This window comes from Streptomyces cyaneochromogenes (assembly GCF_003963535.1).
In the GTDB taxonomy this organism is placed as follows: Bacteria; Actinomycetota; Actinomycetes; order Streptomycetales; family Streptomycetaceae; genus Streptomyces; species Streptomyces shaanxiensis.
In genome coordinates, this window is sequence record NZ_CP034539.1 from 8,460,874 (window position 1) to 8,483,220 (window position 22,347).

The following is a 22,347-nucleotide window of genomic DNA, read 5'->3' on the forward strand; positions in this document are numbered from 1 at the left end:
TTTTCGACCAAGAGAACCGTCTCCACCAGAGGCTTCATGTGTTTGTCTACCCGTCGGGCGTCGACGTGTCCAGCTCTGCCCTCCGCTTCCTCACGCAGCAGTTGCGGCGCCATCGCCGTGCGATCGGCTCCCGTTGGCGGCGCCTGAGTGCCGGCCGCCAGGCTCTGCTCACACTCGCCCACCTGCGGGTGGGACACACATACGCCCAGCTGGCGGCCGGGTTCGGTGTCGGCACCACGACGGCCTACCGCTACGTCGCCGAGGCTGTCGAGCTCCTGGCCGCCCTCGCCCCCGGCCTGGCCGACGCGGTACGGGTCGCGTCGGTGAAGGCGTTCGTGATCCTGGACGGCACACTCCTGCCGATCGACCGCATCGCCGCGGACCGGCCGTTCTTCTCCGGCAAGCACAAGAGGCACGGGATGAACGTGCAGGTCATCGCCGACCCCTTCGGTCGGTTGCTGTGGGCCTCACCGGCCCTGCCCGGCGCCGTCCACGACATCCGTGCGGCCCGCGAACACGGCATCCTCGACGCCCTCACCGACGCCGACATCCCGTGCTGGGCGGACAAGGCCTACCGAGGCGCCAGCGGCACGGTCCGCACTCCGTACTGGGGACGGTGGGAGACCCTGTCCGCAGGCCAGAAGGCTGTGAACCGGTCCCACGCGAAGATCCGCGCCCGCGGCGAGCAGGCCGTCGCCACCCTCAAGTCCTGGCGGCTGCTGCGCGACGGACGGTGCGACGAGCTCACCCCGCCAACCGCTCTCGCGGCTTGACAGACCGCATTAGGAATCAGTGACTGTAACTGAGAGCATGCGGCTACGGCCAAGCCTTCTACCAAGCGTTCACCGTGTGGTGTTCAAGCTGCTGTTGGGCGGGATTCGGGAAGGGTTCCAGGTGAGTCACGCCGAGCCTCGTCCGTGCCACCACACTTGATGCGGCAACGCGAACCGCCTGGAGGCCGTGATCAAAGAGGAAAGCGTTGCTCGGGGCGACTGAAGGAGAGCACGCGCCCGGAGGGCCCACTACCTACACGGTCACGGGTGCTGGGCTCTCGTCGGCAGGCTCGGCAGTGCGGGAGCGGGGCAAGGCCCGCTAGGTTCACCCCGGCGATGTGACATCTCGTGACAGATGAGAGGGTCGGGCGGGTGAGTGAGACACCGATGAACACCCTGCAATACCGCTTTGACGGGCCAGAAGACGCCCCGGTCCTGATCCTCGGTCCCTCACTGGGTACCACATGGCACATGTGGGACCGGCAGGTACCGGAGCTGGCCCAGCAGTGGCGTATCTTCCGGTTCGACCTGCCGGGACACGGTGGAGCGCCGGCATACCCGGCGGGCTCGGTCGGCGATCTCGCGGAGCGGCTGCTCGCCACCCTAGACGGCCTCGGCGTGCAGCGCTTCGGCTACGCGGGCTGCGCGCTGGGCGGCGCCCTCGGCATCGAACTGGCCCTGCGCCACCCGGAGCGCATCGCCTCGCTCGCCCTGATCGCCGCCTCGCCGCGCTTCGGCACGGCCGACGAGTTCCGGCAGCGGGGTGTGATCGTGCGCACGAACGGCCTCGACCCCATCGCCCGCACCTCGCCCGACCGCTGGTTCACCTCCGGCTTCGCCGCCGCCCAGCCGGCGATCACCGAGTGGGCGGTGCAGATGGTGCGCACCACCGACCCGGGCTGCTACATCGCCGCCTGCGAGGCACTCGCCTCCTTCGACGTGCGGTCACAGCTCGGTGGCGTCGCCGTGCCCACCCTGGTTCTCGTCGGCTCGGACGACCAGGTCACCGGCCCCGCCGAGGCCCGCACGCTGGTCGCGGGCATACCGGACGCTCGTCTCGCCGTCGTCCCGGGCGCCTCCCACCTCGTCCCGGTCGAGCAGCCCGCCGCCGTCACCGACCTGCTGGTCCGGCACTTCTCCACCGCCTGGCAGCCCGCCTACGACTCCTCCACCGGCCAGATCGCCATCCCGGCCGCCCCCGTCAAGCCGGTCCTGACGGCCGCGCCCCCGCAGCCCGCTCCCGTCGCCGAGATCGCGCCGGCCGTCGTACCGCCGCAGACGGCGGGCCGGCCGGACCCGTACGACGCGGGGATCAAGGTCCGTCGCGAGGTGCTCGGTGATGCGCACGTCGACCGGGCGCTGGCGCAGGCGGACGAGTTCTCGGGGGACTTCCAGGAGTTCATCACCCGGTACGCGTGGGGCGAGATCTGGGACAGACCCGGCCTCGACCGGCGCTCCCGCAGCTGTGTCACCCTCACCGCCCTGGTCGCCGGCGGTCATCTGGAGGAACTCGCCTTCCACGTCCGCGCCGCCCTGCGCAACGGCCTCACCCCGGTGGAGATCAAGGAAGTGCTGCTGCAGGCGGCCGTCTACTGCGGCGTCCCGGCGGCGAACAGTGCCTTCAAGGTGGCGCAGCAGGTCATACGGGAGGAGACCACTCCGCAGGAGTGAGGGTCCTCGGGGCATCCGCCGGGAGCGCGCGCCAGGATGGACCCATGAAGCTCACGAAGAAGTCGCACGCCTGCGTCCGGCTCGAAAAGGACGGACGCACGCTCGTTGTCGACCCCGGAGGATTCAGCGAGGACGACGCCGCCGTCGGCGCGGACGCGATCCTCGTCACACACGAGCACCCCGACCACTTCGACGAGGCGCGCCTGCGGGCGGCGATGGAGGCCAACCCGGCCGCCGAGATCTGGACGCTCAGGTCCGTGGCGGAGCAGGTTTCCGCGGCCTTCCCGGGCCGGGTGCACACCGTCGGCCACGGCGACACCTTCACCGCCGCCGGCTTCGACGTCCAGGTCCACGGCGAGCTGCACGCCGTGATCCACCCGGACATCCCGCGCATCACCAACGTGGGGTACCTCATCGACGGCGGCCGGGTCTTCCACCCGGGCGACGCCCTCACCGTCCCCGACCGTCCGGTGGAGACGCTGATGCTGCCGGTCATGGCCCCTTGGAACAAGATCTCGGAGGTCATCGACTACGTCCGCGAGGTCAAGCCGCAGCGCGCCTACGACATCCACGACGCCCTGCTCACCGACCTGGCCCGCCCGATCTACGACCGCCAGATCGGCGGCCTGGGCGGCTCGGAGCATCTGCGCCTGTCGCCGGGGGACTCGGCGCAGGTGTGAGCGGTCCCACCCTGGGCGGGGCCGGGTTGTCAGTCCCGCCCGGTAGGTTGTCAGGCATGCGCATCGCGACCTGGAACGTGAACTCGATCACCGCTCGCCTGCCGAGGCTCCTGGCCTGGCTGGAGAGCAGCGGCACCGACGTGCTGTGCCTCCAGGAGGCCAAGCTCGCCGAGGGCCAGTTCCCGTTCGACCCGCTGCGCGACCTCGGCTACGAGGCGGCGGTCAACGCCACCGGCCGGTGGAACGGCGTGGCGGTGCTCTCCCGCGTCGGCCTCAAGGACGTCGTCAAGGGCCTGCCCGGCGACCCCGGCTACGACGGCGTGCAGGAACCCCGCGCCATCTCCGCGACCTGCGGCCCGGTCCGGGTCTGGTCGGTGTACGTGCCCAACGGCCGTGAGGTGGACCACCCCCACTACGCCTACAAGCTCCAGTGGTTCGAGGCACTCAAGGCGGCCGTCGCGGGCGACGCGGGCGGCAGCCGCCCGTTCGCGGTGCTGGGCGACTACAACGTCGCCCCGACGGACGACGACGTCTACGACGTGGCCGCCTTCGAGGGCCTCACCCACGTCACCCCCGCCGAGCGCGCCGCCCTCGCCTCCCTGCGCGAGTCCGGCCTGTCCGACGTGGTCCCGCGCCCCCTCAAGTACGACCACCCGTACACCTACTGGGACTACCGCCAGCTCTGCTTCCCCAAGAACCGCGGCATGCGCATCGACCTGGTGTACGGCAACGAGCCGTTCGCGAAGGCGGTCACCGACTCCTACGTGGACCGCGAGGAGCGCAAGGGCAAGGGCGCGTCGGACCATGCGCCCGTGGTGGTGGACCTCGACGTATAGCCGAGGCCGGGCACAACCAGCCCGTCCGGCGTTGGGGGACGAGGCCGTTCAGGCCGATACGGGAGGCCGGGGGCAGAGCCCCCGGGGGCGGCGACCCCGACGCCGGGTCACCTCACAAACGCCCGCAGATCGACCGACTCGGCCAGCGCGGCGAGCCCCGCGTCCCCCGGATGCAGATGGTCCCCACTGTCGTACGCGGGGAGCATCCGGGAAGGCCGCGCCGGGTCCCGGATCACGGCGTCGAAGTCGAGCACACCGTCGAACCCGGCGCTCGTGCGGATCCACTGGTTCACCTTGAGGCGCTCCGCGTCAACTGCCGCCGTGCACCGCGCCTCCCCCTCGCAGGGCAGGATCGTCGCCACCAGCATCCGCAGTCCCCGCGCGTGTCCCCGGTCGGCGATCTCACGCAGTCCCGCGATGACCTGCTCGGCCGTGGTCTGCCACCGCACATCGTTGACGCCCTCGAACACCACCGCCGTACGCGCCGACGTCTGGGCCAGAACATCCCGGTCGAACCGGTAGAGGGCGCTCACCCCGGCCGTGTCCGTAGACACCCCGTCACCGGGATAGCGGTCGCTGACCACACGGTTTCCGGAGATCCCCTGGTTGAGCACCCCATAGTGCGGGACCACACTCTGGTTCAGCAGCCGTGTGGCCAGCACATTGGGCCACCGCCGGTTGGCGTCCGTCGTGGACTTGTCGCCGTCGGTGATCGAGTCCCCGAGCAGCACCACGGACCCGGGCCCGCCGCCCACGTCGACGCCGGTCAGCAGCGGCCAACTGGTCAGGACGGTCCCGTACGGCGCCGCGGAGCCGTCCGCCGTATGGTCGCCCGGCCCGCTCACATACGACCGTTGCTGCGCGAGCCGGTGCACCGGTGCCGCCGGCACGGTCCCCGGCAGATGGAAGCTGACCAGCAGATTGGTGTCCGCCGGCACCTGGAAGGCGAGCGGATCGCTGTACGCCTGCGCCCCCGCCGGGATCTCGACGCCCGCCGTGCCCCGGAAGGTCACCGCGACCGGCGTGCCCCGCGCCGCCGCGCCCGCCTGCTGCACCGCCACCGTGGCGCTGCCGATCCGTACCGGCGCCGCCGCGAAGGTGTTGTCGAACCGCAGCCGCACCCGCGGCCCGCCCGCCGAGGTGTGCACGACCAGCCGCAACGTCCGGTCGGTCCACGGGCCCACGGTCGGATAGCCGCCCGTCGCGGCCGCCCAACTCCCCGTCCAGCCCGGAGCGGGGGCCCGCACGGAGACCGCGAACACATGCAGCCCGCTCGCCTGCGGCAGCCGTACGGAGGCAACCCGGCGCCCCACCACCAGCGGCACGGTCACGACGTACAGCCGGGCCCGCTCGGCGAGTTGACCCGCTCGGGTGTTGATGTGCGGCAGGGCCACGGCCTTGGTGGCGAGCGGTCCGGTGCGCCAGTCGGGCGCGGTCAGGCGGTAGGCGGACCGGGTGCCGTCGGTGTACAGCACCGTCCCCGTTCCGCCGTCGGCGGTGCCGTTCGTGCCCGCCACCAGGAACGCGAGCGCGTCGCCGCGGCCGCCCACCCGCACGTCCTGGCCGCCGGCGCGGACGTTGTCGGGCTCGCCCGGCTGCCGCTTCGGCCAGGTCAGCCGGGCACCCTGCACGGTGAGCGCGCGGCCGGGTGTCCAGCCCGCCGCCGAGAGGTCCTGCGCCGACAGGGAGGCGCCCGACCCGTCGAAGTCCGCCTCGGCGGGCCGGGCGTCGTCGCTGACGGCCACGTTGTCGAAGAGCCGCTCCAGCGGAAGCGGCTTGGCTCTGTACTCGGTGGCCGCCTGCGCGGAGACCCCCGGCACCAGGGCCGCGAACAGAGCTAGGACGACCGTGGATCCCCACACACATCGGCGCAACTCCGACTCCTCCCGTTCACGACCGCTCAGGACTGCGTATGACTGCACATGACAAGTTCGGGTGAGGCTTCGGGCGAGACCCTCAGTCGAGACGCAAGACGCACCGAGAAAGTAGAGAGGCACCCGTGACCCGTCAACGAGCCATGCCCGAAGTCGGCGTGAACTCGACCGGAATCGGCGGCCCGCGCGCCTGTGGTGCGTTCGGCAGTACGAATGACACGCTTGACGTATGAAGATCCCTTTTCTGGGCCACCGGCCCGAGAAGCGCGGGGCCCCCGATCCCGAGGGCATCGCCGAACTGCTCTCCGAGTGCGAACTCCTGCGTTCCCACGCGTCCCGGGCGGGGATCCAACTCGACGACACCGCGGCCTCGTTGGAGGCGCTCGACCAGATGGTGCCGCGCTGGCGGGACGACGAGGAGGTCCTGCCCTGGCTGGGCAATGACGCCGGTCTGTATCTCGGCACCGTCATCGTGCGCACCGTGCCCGGTGCCGCCTGGAGGATCTGGCCGGACGGTCAGCCGGTCGTCCGGCTCGCCTCCGGCCGTGAGTTCGACGTCGTGACCTCGGGGCAGGAGTGGGCGGCGAACGGGGTGCCGGAGCTGTCGCAGTTGTACGCGGAGGTGGCGGAGGCGTGAGCCTCCGTCCCGTGCTTCGGCATGGCCGTACATGACATAAAGGCGGAGTAAATACGGCTTATGTCCGAAAAGTGCGTGTCGAGTATTAAGTAAGCCTTTGCCTGGATAGTTTGCGGCAATCGTTGATTGTGACTGGGGGAGCGCCACCATCCACCGCACCGGAATCCTGCCCGCGTCCGACCTCGACTACGATGTTCCGTCCGTCCCCAAGGCTGTGGCGATCGCTCCGGCCGCGACCAGGGACGCTGCTGCCGGGTGGGGATCCCCCACGGCCCCTGGGTCCAGGGGCAGCAGGGGGCGGCAGTCATAGAGCCATACCCGTCCGGCGCCGGCCGGAGATCACTGTTCGCGCAGTGGAATCGACACGTATGACGGGTCGTTCGCCGGCGAGGAGAAGGTCAGCCGCGCGCCGGACGGGTTGTGCTCGATGTAGAGCGGGTCGACCGTGTCGACGACCAGGGCGAGCCGGTGCCCTGCCGGGACGTCGTAGGCCGTGGAGTACAACTCCAGGTCCACGGTGAACGGCTTTCCGGGCGTGCGTCCATGGAAGGTGTAGGGCGCGTTGCTGACCAGCTTGCCGAGGCCGAGCGGGCCCACGTCGTAGAGGTAGGCGACGAGGGTGCCGCTCTCCTTGGTCGGGGTGACGGTGGTGTGCAACTTCGCCGTACCGCGCACACGTTGAGCCGTGGCGTACTTCTCCGACTGCCATACGCCCGCCCAGAGCCGGGGGATCAGCGGGATCGAGGCCACCGGGGGCAGTTGGGCCACCTGGTCGAGGATGCTGGACAGGAAGACGACCCCGCCGTCGGCGCCCGAGTTGACGTTCGTGCGGATGGTGGTCGTACCGCCGAGGGCGATCTTCCTGTTCGTCGCGCCCACCGACTTCCAGTCCGGGTAGCCCTCGTAGCCGCCCGTGGAGCGGGACTTGAGCTGGACCGGCAGCTCACGGTTGATGCCGTTGTCCTCGCCCTTGAGGTAGTGGTCGAACCAGCGCTCGGTGTCCGTCCACACGTCGTTGGGCAGGCCGAACAGTCCGGTGAGCTCGGCGGTGGCGTGGTCGCCCGGCCGGAACTCCAGCCGCTTCGGGCCGGTCAGCTTCTCGTAGAAGTCCGCGTACTGGTTGGGCGGGAAGATCGTGTCGCCCCAGGCGTTGGCCAGCATGAGCGCGGCGCCGTTCTTGTTCAGTTGGTCCAGGTATGTAGCGACCGAACGTTTCTTCCCCCAGTTGATCATGTCCTGTTCCTTGGACAGGTTGGAGGCGTAGAAGTCGTCGAAGATCTGCCGGACTTCGGCGCTCTGCCGGCCGGTGACGATGCTCGCCCCGTCCAGCAGTCCGGCCGCCTGGACGTGCTGGGTGCGGCCGGAGTAGATCGAGCCGATGAGGTCGGCCCAGCCGCTGAGGGCGGCGACCGCCTTGACCCGTTTGTCGTGCGCGGCCGTCAGCAGGCTGATGCCGGCGCCGTACGAGACGCCCGCCATGCCGACGAGCTTCGCGTCGGCCGGGGTGTTGGCGAGCGCCCAGTCGATGACCTTGGACGCGTCGGCTATGTCGGGCGGGCCCGCCACTTCTATCTCGCCACCCGACTGCCAGAAGCCGCGCACGTTGTAACTGACCACGACGTAGCCCGAGTTAGCGAGCTTCTGGGCCTGGGCGAAGTACTCGACCTGGGGCAGGCCCCAGCTCGTGGGCAGCACGAGCAGCGGGTAGCGGCGCGTGCCGTCGGCGCCGGCCGGCGTGATGACGTTCGCCTTGAGGGTGGTGCCGCCGTCGCCGGTGATGTCGACGAAGCGGACGCCGTTCGGGGCCGCTTGGGCGGCGGGGGCGAGCCCGAGGGCGCTACCGGCGATCAGTGTCGCGGAGACGGCGCCCACGGCGGTCGTACGCAGGGCCTTGCGATGGGTTCCCACGGGTCACTCCTCACTCGTGTCAGTGCAAAGTGACCGAACGGTAACCTCGCCCCCTTACCGCAAGTAACCCGTCGGTAAGTTACGTGGCAGTAACGATTACCGGAATGTGATGAACCTCAGGAGGCTCGGTGGGTGTTGCGCGGAGCCGCCGGTGTCGGCAGCGCTGTCTGCGCCGCCCGTGTCACGTCCGCGACCAGCTCCACCACATCCGGGCCGTACGCCTGCGAGTTGACCACCTTCAGCAGCAGGACGACGGAGTTGTTGCCGTGCTTGCGGGACAGCCGCTCGTGGTTGCGGGCGAGGTAGCGGGTGGCGGCCTGGTTGGTGATGGCGGTCTGCCCGCAGAAGAGGAAGACGGGACGGGTTTCGTGGCTCTGTCCGACGGTGAGCCGGGCGAGCAGCGCGTACTCCTCCTTGCCGACGTCCACTCGGTAGCGCTCCGAGCCGACCTGGAAGGCGCCCCGGTCCGGGCCCGGTTCGGCGTCGACGTTCACTCGTACACCGGGCAACAGGGAGGCCAGGTGCGCCGTCATACGGCGGTTCGAGGCCGGGCCGCCGACGCAGAACTCGGTGCGTTCGCCGAAGCCCTGGCGTGCCGTGTCGTGCGGGACGATCTGGGCGTGGGCGTTGCAGTCCTTGATCAGGGCGGCGAGTTCGAGCAGGGCGAACACGTCGTACCGCATCACCGTCAGCTCCGGCCCGCCGGCTCCGCGGTTGACCACCAGCAAGGACTCCGCGTTGTCGGGCAGCCCGAAGAACGCCTGCTTGCGGCGGAGCTTGCGCTTCCACAAGTAGGTGCGGGCAAGCCAGCCGAGCGCGGCACTGATGCCGGCCGCGACCACGCCCAGGACGATGTTGCGCACGTCGTCATTCATGGGCGCGCATGCTAGCGGGCCCGTGTGGCCGGTACGTACCGGTGTTCGACCTGTGGCGTTCGCGTTACGGCTGCTCGAGTGGGTCTGTCGGGACCCCGGCAATGCGGTTACGCTGCGCGGACGGTCCTGACTGGAGGTGCGGATGCGTCGCCCTGTCGCGCGAAAACTGTCGGTCCTGGCGGTCTCGGCCGCCGTGGTCTCGGTGGGGGCGGCAGCGCCACCCGGTGCCGAGCGCACGGCAGTCGAGAAGGCCCCGGTCGCCGTCGGGTACGGAGGTGCGGTCTCCAGCGTCGACGCGGACGCCTCCGCGGCCGGCATCGAGGTCCTGCGCAAGGGCGGCAACGCCGTCGACGCCGCCGTGGCCACGGCCGCCGCGCTCGGCGTCACCGAGCCCTACTCCGCCGGCATCGGCGGAGGCGGCTACTTCGTCTACTACGACGCCAAGTCCCGTACGGTGCAGACCATCGACGGCCGCGAGACCGCGCCCCTGACCGCCGACTCCGGTCTCTTCTTGGAGAACGGCACGGCGATCCCCTTCGCCGAGGCCGTCAGCAGCGGCCTGAGCGTCGGAACCCCGGGCACGCCCGCCACTTGGCAGAAGGCGCTGGACAAGTGGGGGAGCAGAGGGCTCGGCGCCCTGCTGAAGCCCGCGGAGCGGCTCGCCCGGGACGGCTTCACCGTCGACGACACCTTCCGCGCGCAGACCGCCTCGAACGAGACCCGGTTCCGCTACTTCCCGGACACGGCCAAGCTGTTCCTGCCGAACGGGGCGCTCCCCGTCGTCGGCTCCACCTTCAAGAACCCCGATCTCGCCCGTACCTACGCGGAGTTGGCGAGGAAGGGCGTCGGCACGCTGTACCGGGGCGACCTCGCCGAGGACATCGTCGACACGGTCAACCATCCTCCGGTGGACCCGGGTTCCGGTTGGAAGGCCCGCCCCGGCGACCTGTCCGCCAAGGACCTGGCCACCTACCGCACCAAGTCCCAGGCGCCCACCAGGACCTCGTACGAAGGTCTCGGCGTCTACTCCATGGCGCCCTCCTCCTCCGGCGGCACGACCGTCGGCGAGGCGCTCAACATCCTGGAGAACACGGACCTGTCGAAGGCGAGCGACGTCCAGTACCTGCACCGCTACATCGAGGCCAGCCGCATCGCGTTCGCGGACCGCGGGCGCTGGGTCGGTGACCCCGCCTTCGAGGACGTACCGACCAAGGAGCTGCTGTCGCAGCGGTACGCCGACTCGCGGGAGTGCCTGATCAAGGACGCCGCGGTGCTGACGAGCCCGGTCGCGCCGGGCGACCCGCGCAATCCGGCGGACTGCGACGCGAGCGGTACGGCGGCTCCGACCACCTACGAGGGCGACAGCACGACCCACCTCACGGTGGCGGACAAGTGGGGCAACGTCGTCTCGTACACGCTGACCATCGAGCAGACCGGCGGCAGCGGCATCACGGTCCCGGGCCGGGGCTTCATCCTCAACAACGAGCTGACGGACTTCTCCTTCACGCCGGCCAGCCCGGCGGTCCACGATCCGAACCTGCCGGGGCCGGGCAAGCGGCCGCGCTCGTCGATGTCGCCGACGATCGTGCTGGACCAGCACGACAAGCCGGTCGTGGCGCTCGGTTCGCCCGGCGGCGCCACCATCATCACCACCGTGCTCCAGACCCTGACCGGGTTCCTCGACCGGGGTCTGCCGCTGGTCGACGCGATCGCCGCGCCGCGCGCCAGCCAGCGCAACCAGACCACCACCGAGCTCGAACCGGGCCTGTGGAACAGCCCGTTGAGGGCTCAGCTGGAAGCGATCGGCCACGGCTTCCGGCAGAACCCCGAGATCGGCGCGGCTACCGGTGTGCAGCGGCTGCCGAACGGCAAGTGGCTGGCCGCCGCCGAGAAGGTACGCAGGGGCGGCGGCTCGGCGATGGTGGTACACCCGGCGCCGTAGGCCCTGTCGCCCAGCGCCTCACTCCATCCGCTTCACAGCTCCGGGGCGGGCGGCAGGTCTTCCGTGCGGAAGGCGAGCCGCCCGTCCTCCACGTCCACCGTCACCCGGCCGCCCTCGCTGATCCGGCCGTCCAGGAGGAGCCGGGAGAGCTGGTTGTCGACCTCCTTCTGGATGGTGCGGCGCAGCGGGCGGGCGCCGTACTCGGGCTGGTAGCCCCGCTCGGAGAGCCAGTCGACGGCCGCGCCGGTGAAGTCGACCGATACGCCCTGCGCGTGCAGCAGCCGGCGGGTCTTGTCGAGGAGCAGATTGGTGATCCGCTCCAGTTGGTCGGGGGTCAGCCGGCGGAAGACCACGATCTCGTCGATGCGGTTGAGGAACTCGGGCCGGAAGTGCTCGCGCAGCGGCCGCAGGATCCGCTCGCGCCGCGCCTCCTCGTCGGCCTCCACGTCACCCGCGCCGAACCCGATCCCCGAGCCGCCCCGGCTGATCGCCTCGGAGCCCAGGTTGCTGGTCATCACGATGACCGTGTTGGTGAAGTCGACGGTGCGGCCCTGGGAGTCGGTCAGCCGGCCGTCGTCCAGGACCTGCAGCAGGATGTTGAAGACGTCCGGGTGGGCCTTCTCGACCTCGTCGAGCAGGAGCAGCGAGTACGGGTGCCGGCGGACGACCTCCGTGAGCTGACCGGCCTCCTCGTGTCCGACGTAGCCGGGCGGGGCGCCGACCAGGCGGCTGACGGTGTGCCGCTCCTGGTACTCGCTCATGTCCAGCCGGACCATGCGCTCCTCGCTGCCGAACAGCGCCTCGGCGAGCGCCCGGGCCAGCTCGGTCTTGCCCACGCCGGTCGGGCCGAGGAACAGGAAGCTGCCGATCGGACGGTCGGGGCTGGCGAGCCCGGCCCGGGAGCGCAGCACCGCGTCGGAGACGACGCGCACCGCCTCGTCCTGGCCGATGACCCGCTCGTGCAGATGCTCCTCCAGGCCGAGCAGCCGGTCCTTCTCCTCCTCCGTGAGGCTGCTCACCGGGATGCCGGTCTGCCGGGAGACGACCTCCGCGATGGCCTCCGCGGTGACCTCGAGGTGCTGGCCCTCGTCGACCTCCTCGCTGTCGGACGCGTCCGTGATGCGCTGCTTCAACTCGACGATACGGTCGCGCAGTTGCGTCGCCTGCTCGTAACTCTCGTCGGCGACCGCCTGGTCCTTGTCCCGGGTCAGCTGCTCGACCTCGCGCTCCATGGTCCGTACGTCCGTGCCCTTGGTCCGCGCACGCAGCCGTACCCGCGCGCCCGCCTGGTCGATCAGGTCGATGGCCTTGTCCGGCAGGCGGCGGTCGGTGAGGTAGCGGTCGGACAGCTCGACGGCGGCGACGAGCGCCTCGTCGGTGTAGCGGACCTGGTGGTGGGCCTCGTAGCGGTCGCGCAGGCCGCGCAGGATCTCGATCGCGTCCATGGTGGTCGGCTCGGGGACCAGGATCGGCTGGAAGCGGCGGGAGAGCGCCGCGTCCTTCTCGATCCTGCGGTACTCCTCCAGGGTGGTCGCGCCGACGATGTGCAGTTCGCCGCGCGCGAGGGCCGGCTTGAGGATGTTCCCGGCGTCCATGGAGCCGCCCTCGCCGCCGCCTCCGGCGCCCACGACGGTGTGCAACTCGTCGATGAAGACGATCAGTTGGTCGGAGTGCGAGCGGATCTCGCCCACGATGTTGTTGAGCCGCTCCTCGAAGTCCCCCCGGTAGCGGGTGCCCGCGACGACACCCGTGAGGTCCAGGGCGACCACCCTTCGGCCGCTGAGCACGTCGGGTACGTCGACGTCGGCGATCCGCTGGGCCAGGCCCTCCACGATCGCGGTCTTGCCGACGCCCGCGTCGCCGATCAGCACCGGGTTGTTCTTGCCGCGCCGGGAGAGCACCTCGATGGTCTGCTCGATCTCCTCGTCCCGGCCGATCACCGGGTCGATACGGCCCCGGCGGGCGAGGTCGGTGAGGTCGCGGCCGTACTTGTCGAGGGTGGGGGTCCCGGTGTCGACGCGTGGCCGTTGATCGATGCGGGGCCGGGAATCGGCGGCGTCCGGGGCCTCGGGCGGCATGCCGGAGGGGGCGAAGCGGGCCGCGTTGAGGATGTGCCCGGCAGCCGAGTCGGGGTTCGCGGCGAGGGCGCTGAGCACGTGCTCCGGTCCGATGTAGCCGGCGCCCCGCGCGCGGGCCAGGTCGTGCGCGTCCAGCAGGGCGCGTTTGGCGGCCGGGGTGAGGGAGAGCGAGGTCGGCGGCGGGGCCTCGCCCGGCGGGTGCTGGACCGGGCCGGAGCGCTCGTCGATCTCCGTCGCCAGCGAGTCGGGGTCCGCGCCGGCCCGGGTGAGCAGACTGCGGGTCGGCTCGGCCGACAGCGCGGCGCGCAGCAGGTGCTGGGTGTCCAGATCGCGGCTGCCGTGCTCGGCGGCGTACTGGGCGGCGCCCCGCACCAGTTCCCGGGCCGGCTGACTGAGCAGACGGCCGATGTCGATCTGGCGGGGGCCGGGGCGCGGTCCGCCGAAGAAGCGGGCGAGGAATTCTCCGAAGGGGTCGTAGTCCTCCGGACCACCGTTGAAGCCGCTGGTCATGGCGTTCCCATCCGGCGTCCCTGCGCGGGCAGGGTCGCCCTCGCTGATCGACGTGCCGGAATCGGGTAACCCGGGCGGAAGCCGGTTACACCTGGCCGCGTTCGTAGAACACCTTCGCACGAACGGTGGCCGGGGGCACCTTCAGGGAACGCCGGGGAGGGGGCCTGTCCGGCCCCGCTCGATCGGCGGACGATGAGCGGGGCCGACGAGCCGAGCGCGCTGCGCGCTCTGCGGACGCCGGTCCGCCTGTCCGCCGGTCTGGCAGGTTGGCTTCGGGTGGGGCGGAGAAGTGGCGCGGCTGAGGTCGGCTTCGTGCGGGGCGGGGATAGTGAGGGGCGGGGTCGGCGTTGTGCGGCGGCGGGAAGCGGCGGGCCGGGCCGCCTCGTGTCCGGCGGTGAGGCAGTGGCGGGCTGGGGGCTTGTCGGCTCGGCAGTGCTCGGGGGTGCGGTATGTCGTTCGAGCGGATGTGGCCTTGCTGGTCGGCTTCCCTCGGGGGCTGGGAGCCTGTCCGCTCGGCGGTGCTCGTGGGCGCGGCAGGTTGTTCGAGCGGACGGCGACCCTCGCGGGTCAGCTTCCCGTGAGGGCTGGGGTGACGGTGACTTCGCTGGTCGGTTTGCCGTGTGGGCTGGGGCGGGGGTGGCTTTGCTTTCCGGCTTTCTGCCGGGGCTGGGGTGACGGCGACCGCGTTGCCCAGCTTCCCGGCAGAGCCACGGCAACCTTGCCGCCCAGCTTCCCGGCAGGGGCAGGGCATCCTCGCCGCCAGCCCTCCTCCAGGGCCCGCACCTCCACCCGCGTCGCCCGCCCCCGGCCCCCGATCGAATGCCGCGCAGCCCCTCAGCGGGCCGTCAGGATCCGCGGCCCCGCCTCCGTGATCGCCACCGTGTGTTCCACGTGGGCGGCGCGGGAGCCGTCGTTCGTGCGGAGGGTCCAGCCGTCGGGGGCCGCGTGGTAGCCGTCCTCGCCGCTCGCGACGAGCATCGGCTCGATGGCGAGGACCATGCCCTGCCGCAGCGGCATGCCCCGGCCCGGGCGCCCTTCGTTGGGCACCCCCGGATCTTCGTGCATCTTGCGGCCGATCCCGTGCCCGCCGAAGCCGTCCGGGATGCCGTACCCGGCCGTCCGGCAGATCGAGCCGATCGCGTGGGCGATGTCGCCGATGCGATTGCCGATCACGGCCGCCTCGATACCCGCCGCCAGCGCGCGTTCCGCCGTCTCGATCAGTCGTACGTCCGCCGGGCGCGCCCTGCCGACCGTGAAGCTGATCGCCGAGTCGCCTGCCCAGCCGCCCAGTTCCGCACCGCAGTCGATGGACACCAGGTCGCCGTCGCGCAGGCGGTAGCCGGTCGGGATGCCGTGCACGATCGCGTCGTTCACCGATGCGCAGATGACGGCTGGGAAGGGGGTGGGGGCGAACGAGGGGCGGTAGCCGAGGAAGGGGGACGTCGCCCCGGCCCCGCGCAGCACCTCGCGCGCCACCTCGTCCAGCTCCAGCAGGGAAACCCCCACGTCAGCGGCCTTGCGTACGGCCGTGAGGGCCTGGCCGACGACCTGCCCGGCCGCATACATCGCATCGATCGACTGGTCCGTCTTCAGCTCCACCATGCCAATTACTATACCGGTATTAGAATGACGGCATGGTGCGCACCCCTCTCACCCCCGAAGAACGCGAACGCGGCGAGCGGCTCGGCCGGTTCCTCCGCGAGGCCCGCGGCGGCCGCAGCATGACCGAGGTCGCGGCGAGCGCCGGCATCTCCGCCGAGACGCTCCGCAAGATCGAGACGGGGCGCGCTCCGACTCCGGCCTTCTTCACCGTGGCGGCGCTGGCGCAGGCCCTCGGGCTGTCCATGGACGAGCTGGCCGGGCGCTGCACACCGGTCGTCGACGTGGCCGCCTGACGGGTTCGCACGTCACGTTCCGGCAGCTCCGGCGTACTCTGCGTTCAGTCCGAAATTCTCTCGTAGCGCGTTCGTAACATGGCTGGTGTTGCCTAACGGACCGGAGTGCTCCGGTCTGGCGGGAGTTGGGCGATGTCAGTGGAACAACTCCCGGCCCGGGTACGGGAGTTCGTGATCTACCTGGACGGTCTTCTGGCGCGCCTGGATCAGGGCGACGGCTGGTGCGGGGTGTTCTGGCAGCGTGACCCGGAGGGCATGCAGGCCTGCCTCTCCGGACGCGAGGTGCCGCCCTGGGACGTGGTGGAGTCACTCCTGCACGACCTCGCCGCCCAGTACGGCCCCGGCGGCGCGGGCCCCGAGACCGAGCGCGCCCGCGCCCTGCACACCGCCGCCCTTGCCACGTACGACGCCCGGCCCGGCGGCCGTGACGCCCTCGGCGACCGGCTCGACGTCATGCTCCGCGAGCAGCGGTACGCCGCCGAACGGCAGGCGGAACTGGCACGGTTGCTCGCCTCGGCCACCAGCCGCGAGGAGGCCGACAACGTCCGTCTCGACCTCGCCTGGGCCCGCGACGACCACGAACGGGCCACCGCCCGGTGTGCCGAACTCCGGGCACGGATGGCCGACTTGGACCGACGGGCCGCCACTGGGCGGGCCGAGGCGATACGCCGGGACCGGGTGGGCGAGGGGTCCGTGTTCCGCACGGATGATCGGTTCGGGGGTGGCGGGGCGACTCCTCGGGAGCATCCGCAGGCCCTGGATCGCCCAACCGGGCACCCCCTGCACCAGCCCCAGCCCCACGATGCCCGAACCGCCCCGGTCGGAGCCCCGGCCCGGCACGACTGGCAGGAAGCCCCGCACACCCCCGCCAACACCGCACCCGCCCCCAGCGCACCCGGCGACCACCCCCAGTCCCCGTCGCCCGACCCGGCCCCGGACCCCGCCCCCACCTCCAAGCAGCGCAAACGCCGCCGAGGCAGTGCCCGCTTCGCCGGAATGGTCGAGGAGGAGGCCGCCCCCGTGGCCGTACCGCCCACCGCGGAACCCGTCCTCCCCTCCCTCCCGACCCTCCCCGCCCAGCCCTCCTCCACGCGCCGCACTCCGCGCGGTGCCCGGTTCGCCGGAGCGGCCGACGAGGTGCCCGTGAGCCCGGAGCGGACGCAGGCCGAGCCCATGGACACGGCGGACCGGCGGGAGGTCTCCCAGGCCGTGGAGACGATCGTGCGGCTGCGCGCGGAGGGCCGGAGCGGCGAGGCGCACGCACTGCTCGTGGAGGCCGCGTACTGGCCCGCCGTCCGCCTTCCGGCGCTCGCGGCCGGGATGGAGCGCGCCGGGCTCGGCGCCGACTGGGCGACCCTGCTGTGGGAGACCGCCTCACTGCCGGCCGAGCGGCTCGTCGCCGCCGCCGACGCGCTGACCGCGGCGGGGCGGGCGGGTGACGGGGAGCAGATCCTGCGACAGGGCGTGGCGCGGCCCGCGCACGAGATCGGGCAGGCCGTTGTGGCGCTGGTCGGCGAGGGGCGCCGCCGCGAGGTCCGCGCACTGCTGGACGCGTACGTCCGGGTCCGCACCCCGGAGGAGGCCGCCCGCAGCGCCGCACCGGAGCCGCGGACGCTCGTACCGCTGCTGCTGGAGGCCGCCCAGGGCATCTCCGACGAGCGCCACTGGGATCTCGTCCACGCCCTGCGGGTGGCGGGCTTCGCGGCCTGACCCGGCCCGACCCGTCGGTCACACCACCGGGCCCACCCGTCCCACCGGCCTCATCCATCCCCCACAGGAGTGTGAAACGTGATCGACTCAGCGGGTTAACGACGATGGTCTTGGCAAGGCTGTTCAGGGGGCTTACTTTCAAGCCTCTACCGCCCCCTCTACGGGCGTAGAGGCTCTGACGTCCCGTCGAAGGAGCAGCTCATGGCCAACGTCGTTCGTGCCGCTCTGGTCCAGGCCACCTGGACCGGCGACACCGAGTCCATGGTGGCGAAACACGAGGAGCACGCCCGGGAGGCGGCCCGGCAGGGCGCGAAGATCATCGGGTTCCAGGAAGTCTTCAACGCTCCCTACTTCTGTCAGGTCCAGGAGCCGGAGCACTACGGCTGGGCCGAGCCGGTCCCCGACGGGCCGACCGTGCGTCGTATGCAGGAGCTCGCCCGCGAGACCGGCATGGTGATCGTGGTGCCGGTCTTCGAGGTCGAGCAGTCGGGCTTCTACTACAACACAGCGGCCGTGATCGACGCCGACGGCACCTTCCTCGGCAAGTACCGCAAGCACCACATCCCGCAGGTCAAGGGCTTCTGGGAGAAGTACTACTTCAAGCCGGGCAACGTGGGGTGGCCGGTCTTCGACACCGCCGTCGGGAAGGTGGGTGTCTACATCTGCTACGACCGGCACTTCCCCGAGGGCTGGCGGCAACTCGGGCTCAACGGCGCCCAGTTGGTGTACAACCCGTCCGCGACCTCACGGGGCCTGTCGGCCTACCTCTGGCAGCTGGAGCAGCCCGCGGCGGCGGTCGCCAACGAGTACTTCGTCGCCGCGATCAACCGCGTCGGGCAGGAGCCGTACGGCGACAACGACTTCTACGGGACGAGCTACTTCGTCGACCCCCGTGGGCAGTTCGTCGGCGAGGTCGCCGGAGACAAGAGCGAGGAACTCGTCGTACGCGACCTCGACTTCGACCTCATCGAAGAAGTGCGGCAGCAGTGGGCCTTCTACCGCGACCGCCGCCCCGACGCCTACGAAGGACTGGTGCAGCCGTGACGAAGGACCTGCTGGGACGCCACCGAGCCGTCATGCCGGACTGGCTCGCCCTCTACTACGAGGACCCGCTGGAGATCACCCACGGCGAGGGCCGGCACGTCTGGGACGCGCAGGGCAACCGCTACCTCGACTTCTTCGGCGGCATCCTCACCACGATGACCGCGCACGCGCTGCCCGAGGTCACCAAGGCGGTGAGCGAACAGGCCGGGCGGATCATCCACTCCTCGACCCTGTACCTCAACCGGCCCATGGTCGAACTCGCCGAGCGCATCGCCCAGTTGAGCGGCATCCCGGACGCCCGCGTCTTCTTCACCACCTCGGGCACCGAGGCCAACGACACCGCCTTGCTGCTCGCGACGGCCTACCGGCAGAGCAACACCATCCTCGCGATGCGCAACAGCTACCACGGCCGTTCCTTCAGCGCCGTCGGCATCACCGGCAACCGCGGCTGGTCGCCGACCTCGCTGTCGCCGCTGCAGACGCTGTACGTCCACGGCGGCGTGCGCACGCGTGGGCCGTACGCCGAACTCGGCGACGAGGACTTCATCGCCGCCTGCGTCGAGGACCTGAGGGACCTCCTCGGACACACCCGCGCGCCCGCGGCCCTCATCGCCGAGCCCATCCAGGGCGTCGGCGGCTTCACCTCGGGCCCGGACGGGCTGTACGCCGCCTTCCGGGAGGTCCTCGCCGAGCGCGGCATCCTGTGGATCGCCGACGAGGTGCAGACCGGCTGGGGCCGCACCGGCGACCACTTCTGGGGCTGGCAGGCACACGGGCAGTCCGGTCCGCCGGACATGCTGACCTTCGCCAAGGGCATCGGCAACGGCAGCTCCATCGGCGGTGTCGTCGCCCGCGCCGACATCATGAACTGCCTCGACTCCAACAGCATCTCCACCTTCGGCGGCACCCAGGTCACCATGGCGGCCGGCCTCGCCAACCTGTCGTACCTGCTGGAACACGACCTCCAGGGCAACGCCCGGAGGGTCGGCGGGCTGCTCCTGGAGCGGCTGCGGGCCGTCGCCGCGCACGTGCCGCACGTACGGGAGGTGCGCGGCCGGGGCCTGATGCTGGGCATCGAACTCACCAAACCCGGCACGGACGACGCCGACCCGGTGGCCGCGTCCGCCGTGCTGGAGGCGGCCCGCGAGGGCGGCCTCCTCATCGGCAAGGGCGGCGGCCACAACACCAGCTCCCTGCGGATCGCCCCGCCGCTGTCCCTCACGGTCGCGGAAGCCGAGGAGGGCGCCGCGATCCTGGAGAACGCTCTGAGGAGCATCTAGCAGCACTCACCCGAGTAAGGGAACGCCAGCATGACCACCACCTTGGAGCCCTTGGAGCCGAAGGAACCCCTGGAACCCGCCCTGTCGGTCCGGCAGGTCCTCAACCTGGAGCGGGTGCTCGCCGGGGAGCCCGAGGTGGTGGCCGGCGCCGGTCAGCTCGACCGGCCGGTGCGCTGGGTGCATGTCGCCGAGGCGCCCGACGTCGGGGTGATGCTCAGCGGCGGCGAGATGGTGCTCACCACCGGGGTGCTGCTCGCCGGGGACGAGGACAAGCAGGCCGAGTACATCCGCTCCCTGCACCGGGCCGAGGCGGCGGCCGTCGTACTGGGCCTCGGCCGCGCCTTTCCCGCGCCGCCGGAGGTGATGCGCCGGGCGGCCGAGCGGTGCGGGCTGCCCATGGTCGTGCTGCACCGGCCCTTCCCCTTCGCCGAGCTGACCGAGGAGGTCCAGTCCCGGCTCGTGCGGCGCAAGTTCGCCGCCGTCAGCCTCTCCGAGTCCGTACGGACCGCGCTCACCGGACTCATCACCGCGGGCGCCCCCTTGCAACGCCTCCTCGACGAGGTCGCCGCGCACAGTGCCTGCCCTGTCGTCGTCACCAACCTCGCCCACCGCGTCCTCGCCACGGCGGGGGAGCGGTCGGCGGTGGACGACGTGCTGCGCGACTGGGAGCGCATCGCCCGCCAGGCAGGCGGCCGCGAGGGCGACGGCTGGATCCGCGCCGAACTGGGCGGGCGCGGTGAGCGGTGGGGCCAGATCGTGCTGTGCGGCCACCGCGGCGACACCGCCGGCGGACGGCTGCTCGCCGACCGCGCCGCCGAGGCCCTCGTCCTGCACCGCATGCTCGGCGGCACCTCCGCGCACACCTGGGAGGAGCAGTCCGCGCAGAGCCTGCTGACCGACCTGGTCAGTGGAGTCGTACCGGCCAGGCAGCTGCTGCCACGCGCGCGTGCCGCCGGGCTGCCGGTCAACCGGCGCACCTTCGTGCCGCTGGTCGTGCGGGACGGCGAGGCGGCCCAACTGGAGCGCGTGCTGCGGATGCTGGGGCTGCCCGGGATCGTCGCCGAACTCGCCGACGGGGCCACCGCGGTCCTGCTGAGCCTCGCCCGGGACCAGGACGACGCCGTGCTCGCCGCGAACTTCGCCGCCCGGGTGCGCTCGGAGTCGGGGGACGCGCGGACCGTCGTGGCGGCCGCCGACGCGCGCACCGCGTGGGACGACGTACCAGCCGGGGTGCGCGAGGCCCAGCACGTCGCCGATGCCGTCGCCGACTCCTCGACCGTCCTTGACCTCCCGGCCGTCGTACGCCTCAAGGACGTCCATCTGCGCGGCCTGGTCCGGCTGCTGCGGGACGACCCGCAGGTGCAGTCGTTCGCGGAGCGCGAGCTGGACGGGCTGCTGTGCGGACCGGACGACGAGGCGGGCGCCCTGCTCGCCGTGCTGCGGACCTATCTCGCCACCGGCCGCAACAAGTCCCGTACCGCCCAGCTCCACCATGTCTCCCGGCCCGCGCTCTACCGCCGACTGGAGGCGATACAGGCGCGCCTGGGCGTCGACCTCGACGACTTCGAGCAGGCTGCCTCGGTACACATCGCGCTCCTCGCGCACGACGCGCAACAGGGCTGAAACACGCAACCACCTGGGAAAACGGCGGTGAAACATGGGTCCACGAGAGGGTGACACCGTGACACGCCGCGCGCCCGCAGACGTGACACCGTGCAACTCAAAGCCCGCTCCCGGACTTCCTAGCCTTCTCGCACACCGAGCGACCGGAGGTCCCGATGAGCAGAGTGATCCGTGCCGCGATCTTCCAGACCGCCTGGACGGGCGACAAGGAATCGATGATCCAGGTGCACGAGCAGGCGGCGCGCGACGCGGCCGCGCAGGGCGCTCAGGTCCTGTGCTTCCAGGAGCTGTTCTACGGGCCGTACTTCTGCCAGGTCCAGGACAAGGCGTTCTACGAGTACGCCGAGCAGATCCCCGAGGGCCCCATCGTCAGGCGCTTCCAGGCGCTGGCCAAGGAACTCGGCCTGGTCCTCGTACTGCCGATGTACGAGGAGGAACAGCCCGGCGTCCTCTACAACACGGCCGCCGTGATCGACGCCGACGGCTCGTACCTCGGCAAGTACCGCAAGCACCACATCCCTCAAGTGCCGGGATTCTGGGAGAAGTTCTACTTCCGCCCCGGGAACGTGGGCTGGCCCGTCTTCGACACGGCCGTCGGCAGGATCGGCGTCTACATCTGCTACGACCGCCACTTCCCGGAGGGCTGGCGGGCGTTGGGCCTCGAAGGCGCCGAGATCGTGTTCAACCCGTCGGCCACCTCGCGCGGCCTCTCCCGCTACCTCTGGCAGCTGGAGCAGCCGGCGGCGGCCGTCGCCAACGAGTACTTCATCGGCGCGATCAACCGGGTCGGCGTCGAGGACCTCGGCGACAACGACTTCTACGGGACGAGCTACTTCGTCGACCCGGAGGCGCAGTTCGTCGGCGAGGTGGCGAGCGACAAGGAGACCGAACTCGTCGTCCGGGACCTGGACCTGGCCAAGCTGCGCGAGGTCCGCGACCGCTGGCAGTTCTACCGCGACCGCCGTCCCGAGGCGTACGGCCCGCTCACCGCTCCCTGACGGTCCCGTATCC

The 22,347-nt window shown here is 71.2% G+C and carries 16 protein-coding genes and 1 pseudogene; 12 read left to right on the forward strand and 5 right to left on the reverse strand.

The features are described 5' to 3' along the window. Positions 1–38: 38 nt before the first annotated feature. The 4 genes and pseudogenes from EJ357_RS38245 to EJ357_RS38260 form a co-directional block, all read left to right on the forward strand. A pseudogene (locus EJ357_RS38245) lies at positions 39–737 on the forward strand (transposase family protein); the annotation flags it as partial. A 408-nt stretch (positions 738–1,145) separates the two neighbouring features. Continuing rightward, positions 1,146–2,444: a bifunctional 3-oxoadipate enol-lactonase/4-carboxymuconolactone decarboxylase PcaDC gene (pcaDC, locus tag EJ357_RS38250; RefSeq protein WP_126396232.1), complete on the forward strand. Its 1,299-nt coding sequence runs from the start codon at positions 1,146–1,148 to the stop codon at positions 2,442–2,444. A 44-nt stretch (positions 2,445–2,488) separates the two neighbouring features. Beyond that, on the forward strand, positions 2,489–3,124 hold the full coding sequence (locus tag EJ357_RS38255) for an MBL fold metallo-hydrolase (RefSeq protein WP_126396233.1): 636 nt from the start codon (positions 2,489–2,491) through the stop codon (positions 3,122–3,124). Positions 3,125–3,180: 56 nt separating this feature from the next. After that, the gene (locus tag EJ357_RS38260; protein WP_126396234.1) at positions 3,181–3,960 is read left to right on the forward strand and encodes an exodeoxyribonuclease III; all 780 of its coding nucleotides are present in this window, start codon (positions 3,181–3,183) and stop codon (positions 3,958–3,960) included. 107 nt (positions 3,961–4,067) lie between these two features. On the opposite strand, the gene EJ357_RS38265 is transcribed toward EJ357_RS38260, so the two are convergent. Continuing rightward, a complete protein-coding gene (locus tag EJ357_RS38265; RefSeq protein ID WP_126400558.1) occupies positions 4,068–5,834 on the reverse strand; it encodes an SGNH/GDSL hydrolase family protein in 1,767 nt (588 codons plus the stop codon). 229 nt (positions 5,835–6,063) lie between these two features. Here EJ357_RS38265 and EJ357_RS38270 point away from each other — a divergent pair, with 229 nt between their 5' ends. Beyond that, on the forward strand, positions 6,064–6,471 hold the full coding sequence (locus EJ357_RS38270) for a DUF6278 family protein (RefSeq protein ID WP_126396235.1): 408 nt from the start codon (positions 6,064–6,066) through the stop codon (positions 6,469–6,471). A gap of 339 nt (positions 6,472–6,810) precedes the next feature. Here EJ357_RS38270 and EJ357_RS38275 read toward each other — a convergent pair whose 3' ends face one another. Continuing rightward, on the reverse strand, positions 6,811–8,379 hold the full coding sequence (locus EJ357_RS38275; RefSeq protein WP_126396236.1) for a CocE/NonD family hydrolase: 1,569 nt from the start codon (positions 8,377–8,379) through the stop codon (positions 6,811–6,813). Between the two features lie 116 nt (positions 8,380–8,495). Beyond that, on the reverse strand, positions 8,496–9,254 hold the full coding sequence (locus tag EJ357_RS38280; protein ID WP_175647669.1) for a hypothetical protein: 759 nt from the start codon (positions 9,252–9,254) through the stop codon (positions 8,496–8,498). Positions 9,255–9,396: 142 nt separating this feature from the next. Here EJ357_RS38280 and ggt point away from each other — a divergent pair, with 142 nt between their 5' ends. Further along, entirely contained in the window at positions 9,397–11,196 is a 1,800-nt protein-coding gene (gene ggt, locus EJ357_RS38285) for a gamma-glutamyltransferase (RefSeq protein WP_126396237.1), read from the forward strand. A 32-nt stretch (positions 11,197–11,228) separates the two neighbouring features. Here ggt and EJ357_RS38290 read toward each other — a convergent pair whose 3' ends face one another. Both EJ357_RS38290 and map read right to left on the reverse strand, forming a co-directional pair. Next, complete coding sequence (locus EJ357_RS38290) at positions 11,229–13,784, reverse strand: ATP-dependent Clp protease ATP-binding subunit (protein ID WP_126396238.1); 2,556 nt, start codon at positions 13,782–13,784, stop codon at positions 11,229–11,231. An 834-nt stretch (positions 13,785–14,618) separates the two neighbouring features. Further along, a complete protein-coding gene (map, locus tag EJ357_RS38295) occupies positions 14,619–15,386 on the reverse strand; it encodes a type I methionyl aminopeptidase (protein ID WP_126396239.1) in 768 nt (255 codons plus the stop codon). Between the two features lie 32 nt (positions 15,387–15,418). Between map and EJ357_RS38300 the strand changes: the two genes are divergently transcribed. The 6 genes from EJ357_RS38300 to EJ357_RS38325 all read left to right on the forward strand — a co-directional run bounded on the left by EJ357_RS38300 (position 15,419) and on the right by EJ357_RS38325 (position 22,334). Further along, entirely contained in the window at positions 15,419–15,679 is a 261-nt protein-coding gene (locus EJ357_RS38300) for a helix-turn-helix domain-containing protein (protein WP_126396240.1), read from the forward strand. 132 nt (positions 15,680–15,811) lie between these two features. Next, the gene (locus tag EJ357_RS38305; protein ID WP_126396241.1) at positions 15,812–17,389 is read left to right on the forward strand and encodes a hypothetical protein; all 1,578 of its coding nucleotides are present in this window, start codon (positions 15,812–15,814) and stop codon (positions 17,387–17,389) included. Positions 17,390–17,590: 201 nt separating this feature from the next. Beyond that, a complete protein-coding gene (locus EJ357_RS38310) occupies positions 17,591–18,433 on the forward strand; it encodes a nitrilase-related carbon-nitrogen hydrolase (protein WP_126396242.1) in 843 nt (280 codons plus the stop codon). After that, positions 18,430–19,713, forward strand: coding sequence for an aspartate aminotransferase family protein (locus tag EJ357_RS38315; RefSeq protein WP_126396243.1), 1,284 nt, complete (start codon positions 18,430–18,432; stop codon positions 19,711–19,713). Before EJ357_RS38310 ends, EJ357_RS38315 begins: the two co-directional genes overlap by 4 nt. A 30-nt stretch (positions 19,714–19,743) precedes the next feature. Continuing rightward, entirely contained in the window at positions 19,744–21,336 is a 1,593-nt protein-coding gene (locus EJ357_RS38320; protein ID WP_126396244.1) for a PucR family transcriptional regulator, read from the forward strand. Positions 21,337–21,491: 155 nt separating this feature from the next. Continuing rightward, positions 21,492–22,334 (forward strand): nitrilase-related carbon-nitrogen hydrolase, encoded by an 843-nt coding sequence (locus EJ357_RS38325; RefSeq protein ID WP_126396245.1) that lies wholly within the window; start codon positions 21,492–21,494, stop codon positions 22,332–22,334. Positions 22,335–22,347 lie beyond the last annotated feature (13 nt).